General features: G+C 72.8%; 4 protein-coding genes. 1 reads left to right on the top strand and 3 read right to left on the bottom strand.

What is annotated here, in order from left to right; genetic code table 11:
* Nucleotides 1-46 precede the first annotated feature (46 nt).
* From ccrA to ACFVUY_RS07760, 3 genes are all read right to left on the bottom strand, one after another.
* Nucleotides 47-1,300 carry a crotonyl-CoA carboxylase/reductase gene (gene ccrA / locus ACFVUY_RS07770; protein WP_359898534.1) on the bottom strand — a complete coding sequence of 418 codons (1,254 nt, stop codon included), beginning with the start codon at nucleotides 1,298-1,300 and terminating at the stop codon, nucleotides 47-49.
* 164 nt (nucleotides 1,301-1,464) lie between these two features.
* Nucleotides 1,465-2,202 carry a thioesterase II family protein gene (locus tag ACFVUY_RS07765; RefSeq protein ID WP_387695580.1) on the bottom strand — a complete coding sequence of 246 codons (738 nt, stop codon included), beginning with the start codon at nucleotides 2,200-2,202 and terminating at the stop codon, nucleotides 1,465-1,467.
* A gap of 758 nt (nucleotides 2,203-2,960) precedes the next feature.
* The gene (locus ACFVUY_RS07760) at nucleotides 2,961-4,115 is read right to left on the bottom strand and encodes a transposase domain-containing protein (RefSeq protein ID WP_387728104.1); all 1,155 of its coding nucleotides are present in this window, start codon (nucleotides 4,113-4,115) and stop codon (nucleotides 2,961-2,963) included.
* Between the two features lie 299 nt (nucleotides 4,116-4,414).
* Here ACFVUY_RS07760 and ACFVUY_RS07755 point away from each other — a divergent pair, with 299 nt between their 5' ends.
* The gene (locus ACFVUY_RS07755) at nucleotides 4,415-7,411 is read left to right on the top strand and encodes an AAA family ATPase (protein ID WP_387728102.1); all 2,997 of its coding nucleotides are present in this window, start codon (nucleotides 4,415-4,417) and stop codon (nucleotides 7,409-7,411) included.
* Nucleotides 7,412-7,484 lie beyond the last annotated feature (73 nt).

Here is a 7,484-nt window from a genome sequence, read left to right as displayed (position 1 = left end):
TCCGGAAATCCGCGCCGCCGTGGCGGCGCGGCTCCCGTCCCGTCGTTCAGCCGGTCCGCAGCGAGGTCTGCCCCGGCGCCGCGGCGTTCACCAGGGCGGCCAGGTTGCCGACGCCCTGCTGGTTCGCGTAGAGCATCTGGTGGGCCTCGCCGATCTGGTCGAAGGTGCCGCACCAGGTGATGCACGGGTCGAGCCGGCCGTCCGCCATCAGCCCGATGACCGCGCGGTTCTCCCGGGTGTTCGAGGCGTGCGAGCCCTGGAGGCGCTTGCTGCGCATCCACAGGTAGCGCAGGTCGAGGTCGCCGTTGTAGCCGCTGGTGCCGCCGCACAGCACGACCATGCCGCCGTTCTCGCAGACGAACAGCGAGGTCGGCAGGGTGTCCTCGCCGGGGTGCTCGACGACGATCTTCGGGTTGCGGCGCTCCCCGAGGATCTCCCAGATCTTCGCGCCGAACCGGCGGGCCTCGGCCGTCCAGGCCCGGCCGGCCGCCTCGTCGTCGAGGTCCGGCAGCCGTCCCCAGTGGGTGAACTCCCGGCGGTCGATCACGCCCGCGGCGCCGAGGTCCAGGCAGAACTGGACCCGGTCCGGGTTGGAGACCACGGCGATCGGGATGCCGCCGAGCAGCTTCACGATCTGGATGGCCGCCGAGCCGACGCCGCCGGAGCCGCCCCAGATCAGCACCGGGTCGCCCGGGCGGACGTCGTGCGGGGCCCAGCCGGTCAGCTGCCGGTAGGCGGTGGCGCCGGTGACCAGGTAGCCGCCGGCGTCCTCCCAGGACAGGTTGGCCGGCTTGCGGTGGAGCTGGTGCTCGCGCACCACGGTGTACTGGGCGAAGGAGCCGTAGTTCGTCTCGTAGCCCCAGGCCCGCAGCGACTTCGAGGCGATCGGGTCGACGCCCGTGCGGACGTCCTCCGCCGTCTCGTCCCAGGTCGCTCCGGAAAGGATGACCTCGTCGCCGACCTTGAACTGCTTGACGCCCTCGCCGACGGCCCAGACGACTCCGGAACCGTCGCTGCCGCCGATGTGGAAATCCTCCTTCTCGCCGAGCAACCGCTGTCTCATCGCGATGACGTCGATGGGTTCGCCGAGCGACGCCCAGACGTTGTTGTAGTTGATTCCGGCGGCCATGACGTACACCAGCACTTCGCCGTAACCGGGCTCCGGCACGTCGACGACCTCGGTCTGCATCGCCTTGAGGGGCTCGCCGAAGCGGTCCTGCCGGATGACGGTCGCGTACATCTGCTCGGGCACGAGGCCGAGCGGCGGAATCTCACCGAGTTCGTAGAGCGACTTGGACACGAACGACTCCTCTGGGCAGTTTTCCGGGATTTCCGAGGACCGGCTCGCAGAGCAGCTCTAGAACCGGTTCGAAACCGGCTGCCCTTCAACACGGTCGATTCGCGTGGATGAATGACGCGGCGGAACTTCGCGTGGACGGATGACGCGGCGGAACGGCGGAGCGGTCAGCCGAGCCTGGTACGGATCCGGTCGACGACGGTGTTGGCGTGGGCGTTGAGGTAGAAGTGGCCGCCGCGGAAGACTTCGAGCTCGAACGGACCCGAGGTGTGCTCGGCCCACTTCCGGGCCTCGTCCACGGTGACCTTCGGGTCGTCGTCGCCGACCAGGGCGAGGACCGGCGCGGTGAGCGCGGCACCGGGGGTGGGGCGGTAGGTCTCGGCGGCCCGGTAGTCGCTGCGCAGCACCGGGAGGACCATCCGCACCATCTCCTCGTCGTCGAGGAGGTTGTTGTCGGTGCCGTCCAGCCGCTTGATCTCGGTGAGCAGGCCCTGGTCGTCGAGCTGGTGGAACCGCTCGTCGCGGTGGGCGCCGGGGGCGCGCCGCCCGGAGGCCCACACCGTGTGCGGCACGATGCCGAGGTCCTCCAGCCGCAGCGCCAGCTCGAACGCCACGGAGGCGCCCATGCTGTGGCCGAACAGCGACAGCGGGCGGTCGGCCCACGGCTTGACGACGTCGACCAGCAGGTCGGCCAGTTCCTGCACGGATTCCACGCAGGGCTCCTGGCGCCGGTCCTGACGGCCGGGGTACTGCACCGCGAGGACGTCGACCTGCGGCGACAGCGCGCGGGACACCGGGAAGAAGTAGCTCGCGGACCCACCCGCGTACGGCAGGCAGAGCAGCCGGTGCCGGGCCTCGGGCGCGGGGTGGTAGCGGCGCACCCACAGATCGTCGATAGCTGCCATGGTGACTGGAATCCCTCCGGCGGTCGGCGTGGTGGGACCGCGACACCGGTGAGGCGCCGCCCGCGGACCTGCGGGACCGCGCGTCTCACCTTGATCCGCGGGCGGGAGCGCACGAGGGTTCGTGGCCGGCTCCGGTCGCCCGCTGTCCTGTCGGGACCTCAACGGCTCCTACCGTGACCGGCCCGGCCCGACCGGACAACCCCTAGGCCCTCTCTTTCGGATCACGTCGGACCGCCTGGCGTGATCCGAAAGAGAGGGCCTAACCGCACGGCGCGGGCGCACGCGCGCGTGGTCCTGCGGCCGCCCTGCTAGGGGATGCCCGCCGGCGCCCCGGCACCTTCCCGGGCCGCTGGAGCGCGGCGGCCGCGCGGGTGACCGGGTCGGACCGGGGCACGCCCTATGTCGGCGGCGCCGTCGGGGCAAGGGCGCCTCGTCGGACCGGGGGGGAGGTTAGGGGGCGGTGCCCGGCCAACTTTAGGGGTGCCGGCCGGCGGAACCGATCGAACCGGACGCGCTGATTCCACCGGTGGAACCGCCGCCGGCGAGCGGCCGGGGAATCCCCGGGGCCGGCGGCGGGACCTGCGGGCCTGGCAGGCAGAACGTGTGCGGAACGAACGCCTCCGATCCGTTCCGGCACCACCGAAATGCCCCCGGGCCCTCCGTCCCATCGGATATGCGCACCGATCCGGAATGCGCCGTCACGTTTCGGCCATCACGGGGAAGTGGAACGGCTGATTCAATTTCACCGCACCGGTGACTTAACGACCGGGGCCGGAGACCCGCAGCCGACGCAGGGCGTGATGGACCAGCAGGTGCCCCCAGACCTCCTGCTCGACCCCCTCGGGCGAGCGCGAGCGCAGCACCCGCACGGCCTCCAGCTGATCGGCCGCCAGGTCCCGCAGGGCCCTCGCCCCCGACCTCCACGCGCCGTGCAGCGCGGCCAGCTCCGCGGCGGGGGCCCGCCCCGGGTCGAGGATCGTGGTGAGCAGCCGGCCCGGCTCCCCTGCCGAGGGGTCCTCGACCACCCGCACCACCGGCGCCGCCGCCGACCCCGTCGACCGGCCCGGCCCGCCACCGCCGCGACCGCCCCCGTCGGCGGCGAACCCGGACAGGAACGAGCCGTCGCCCAGCAACTGACGCACCGGCAGCACCGCGTCCGGACCGACCCGCCACAGCAGGTCCGCCCCACCGGCCGAGGCGTCCCGCCACACCGCCGGACCGTCGAACCCGCCCTGGTCGGCGAGCAGCAGATCCCCGCCGCCGAGGCGGTCGAAGAGGCCCCGGGCCAGGTTCGGCACGGCGGCCGCCGACGGGCCGGTGGCCGCCGCGGCGACCGCTCCGGTGCCGCACTCGACCAGGGCCGCCAGCCGCACCCGCGGGTACCCGCCCCCGAGCTCCGGCGGTCCGAAGTACGCCACGTTCTCGGCGCTGTCCGGCACCTCGATCGCCGCACCCTCGACGGCGACCAGGCGCCGCCCCCGGTACCGGACTCCCCCGACCTGCCCGACCTGCCCGGACCGCCCGGCCCGCCCGGCCTCCTCGACCGCCGCCGACCGGACGGCCTCGGCGAACAGCTCCCTGAACGGCTCCGCCCCCAGCTTCACCCGGGCCCGCGAGATCGCCGCCGTACTGGGCACCTGCCCCGGCGCGGCGCAGCACCCCGCCCAGGCGAGGCCCCGGACGAGCCTGCGGGCGACCTCCTGGTACCCGTGGCCCGGGAACAGACACATCGCCAGGACCAGGTAGACCGTCACCTTCGGCGTCAGCAGGCGGTTCCGTTGTCCCTCCCGCCCGCACCGGGCCACCACCCGGTCCACCAGCTCCGGCGGGAACGACCCGGTCAGCAGCCCGACCGCGATGCGGTCGGGCAGTCCCCCGTCCGGTTCCGGGCCGAACTGCCCTGGTCGCGACATCCGACACCTCCTGAAACCACGCTACACGCACGACACTTAAGTCACCGGTGTGGCGCTGAACGGAGTCCCTAGCGGTCGCCGTTGAAGTTCGCCTAGGGTGAAAGTAGATGCAAGCCCGGGCACTCGGTCCCGCCGGCGTTCCCCTCGCGCTGTGTACACCGTGCATCTGAGTGATCACGCAACGTCATGGAGGCTCAAGGCAAAACGGGGGAGTCAGCCTTTCCGTTGCGGTGGATGCAAGGCTTTTACACAACAACTCGGAGGCATTCTTGCTGATTCGAGCCGAACAGCATGAAGCGTTGGAGTATTTACTGGACCTGTTCGAGGGACTGTCCTGCGGGAACGGTCGGGTGGTCCTCGTCAGCGGAACCCTGGGAAGTGGTAAGACCCAACTTCTGCACGATTTATCGGCGCTGGCGGCAAAAGAAGGAGCACTGGTCCTCCAGGCGACCGGTTCGCGGGCGGAACGGGATCTCCCCATGGGGGTCATCGAGCAGCTGCTGCGCTGCGCCGAACTGCCGAACGAACTCGCCGCGGAAATATCCGCCCTGGTCGCGGAGGCATTCGGCGACCACCTGAGCCCCGACCACCGGTTCGAACGGCCGCAGGCCGTCGAGAACGAGACCATCCGCCGGCTCTGCAACGTCCTCCTGGGCGCCTGCGAGGGCCGGTCCGTGGTGGTCGGCATCGACGACGTGCACTTCGCGGACACCGCCTCGCTCCAGGCGCTGCTCTACCTCCAGCGCCGCATGCGCCCCCAGCGCATGCTCATGGTGCTCAACGAGTGGGACCGGCCGCAGCCCACGCTGCCGCTGTTCCGCGCCGAGGTGACCCGCGCGCCGCACAGCAGGGTCCAGCTCAAGCCGATGTCCGAACACACCGTCCGCACCATCCTGGAGCGGACCCCGGACCACGCGATCGCGCCGCAACTCGCCCCGGCCGTCCACCGGCTGAGCGGGGGCAACCCGATCCTGGTCCACGCCCTGATCGAGGACAACCACCTCGAAGCCGCCCACGACCGGGCCCGGCCCGACGACCTGCCGCGCGTCGGCCGGTCCTTCGAAATGGCCGTCCTGGCCTGCCTCTACCGCTGGGAACCGCAGATCCTCGCGGTCGCCAGCGGCATGGCCGTCCTGCGCGAGCACGCCTCCCCGGCGCTGCTCGGCCGGCTGCTCGACCTCGACCAGCGGTGCGTCGGGCACGCGTTGGAGATCCTCACCAACGCCGGCCTGACCGCCGGCGACGAGTTCCGTCACCCGAACGTCGCGGCCGCCGTCCTGGCCTCGCTCTCGCGCACCGAGCAGACCACGCTGTACACCCGGGCGACGAAGCTCCGGCGCGACCTGGGCATGGCCACCACGGTCATCGCCGCCCAGATCGTCGCCGCGGGCGAGGCCGACGGCGACTGGACCGTGCCGATCCTCACCGACGCCGCGGAGCAGGAGCTGGCCGAGGGGAAGACCTCGACCGCGCACCTCTACCTCAACCTGGCGCTGGCCGCGGCCAACGACGACCAGCACCTGGCCACCCTGCGCACGTACGTCCACTCCACCTGGCAGACCAACCCCAGCGCGGTCGCCCCGCACACCAGCGCGCTGCGCGAGGCCCTGGTGGAGGGCAAGCTCACCGGCAAGGACGTCGTCGCACTGATCCGGGCGCTGCTGTGGCGAGGAGACCTCACCACCGTGTCCACCGTCCTCGCGGAGGCGAAGCGCTCGCACCTCACCCTCGGGCACGAGGACGGCGTCGAACTCCTGCACGTCTTCCACTGGTTCTTCGGCCCGTCCTTCACCCGGTCCTGGAACCTCGACGAACTCTGCGGCACCGGGGTCGGGGGCGCCTGCCTGCCCGCGGCCGCGGAGGCGATCGGGGTCTTCTCCCGGGTCTGGGCCCGGGGCGGCGACGCGGAGAGCGCCTCGCACGCCGAACGCGTCCTGTCCTCCTGCCGGGTGGACGGGATGCCGCTGGAAGCGATCACCACGGCGATCCTCGCCCTCGCCGACGGGGACCAGCCCGGCCGGGCCCTGCTCTGGTGCGACGAGCTGATCGGCCACGCCACCCGTCGGGGTGCGACCACCTGGCTGGCCCAGCTCAAGGCGGCCCGGGCCGACGTGTGCCTGCGCGACGGGGATCCCGAGGCCGCCGCCGAACTCGCCTCGGACGCCCTGTCGTTGGCGGGCGAGGAGAACTGGGGGGTGTCGATCGGCTATCCGCTGTCGGTGCTCATCCAGGCCCACCTCGCGCTGGGCCGGACGGACGACGCCGCCAAGGAGGCCGGCCGGGAGGTCCCGAGCGCCATGTTCGAGACCGTGATGGGCATCCGCTACCTGCACGCCCGCGGCCGGCTCGCCCTGGCGGCCGGTCGGACCACGGAGGCGCTCGACGACCTCCGGACCTGCGCCCGCCGGCTCAGGGTCTGGCAACTGGACATCCCCGCCCTGATCCCGCTGACCGCCAGCCTGGTCGAGGCCACCTTCCAGGCCGGCGACCCGGTCGCCGCCCGGAACCTGGCGGCCGGTCAGCTGCGGGAACCGTCCCTGGACGACCGCACCCGCGGCGCCCTGCTCCGGATCCTGGCCGACCACGACGGGGGCCGGGAGAAGCCCGACCTGCTGCAGGAGGCCGTCGACCGCCTGCGGACGCCCGGCGACCGGCCCGAACCGGCCCGGGCGGAGGCGGGGTCCCAGCGGATCCGGGCCGGATTCGCGCCGGCCGTGGAACACGGGCGGTCCGGCGGCGACGGGTTCGGGCCCGACGAGGAACCGCGCGCGGACGGGACGCCACGCAACGGCGCGGACCCGCTCACCGACGCCGGGCTCGGGGACTGCGGCGACCGCCGCCCGGCCGAGGACGGCCCGTGCGAGGACGACGAGCCGGCGCTCCCGCTGGGACCGCCCCCGGTGACCACCCCGGGCGGGGCGGTGGGCTCGCTGCTCACCGGCCTGAGCCGGGCCGAGCTCCGGGTGGCGAAACTGGCGGCCGAGGGCGACAGCAACCGGGAGATCAGCGACAAGCTCTGGATCACCGTCAGCACGGTGGAACAGCACCTGACGCGCATCTACCGCAAGCTGAGCCTGAGCGGCCGGGCCGGCCTGGCGAGCCTGCTCCGCTCGGAGCTGCTCCCGGGCGAGGTCGCCGTCTTCCGCGACGTACCCGGCGGCCCCGCCGACCGGGTCGGGCCCGAAGTCGGCTTCCACGCCGTGGAGATGGCGTGCCGCGCCGCCTCCTCGACGGATGCGCTGAAGGCCGTCGGCAACGCGGCCGGCCTGGGCGCCGACGGAGTCGCCGTCGGCTGACACCTGCCGGGGCGGTGCCACCGAGCGGATCGGTGGCACCGCCCTCCGCGTCGACGGGGTACGGCGGGACGCT

It is taken from the genome of Kitasatospora sp. NPDC058063 (assembly GCF_042885395.1).
Classification (GTDB): Bacteria; Actinomycetota; Actinomycetes; order Streptomycetales; family Streptomycetaceae; genus Kitasatospora; species Kitasatospora lactacystinica.
Note: the sequence above shows the minus strand (reverse complement) of the source record. Positions and strands in the feature narration are given on the sequence as shown.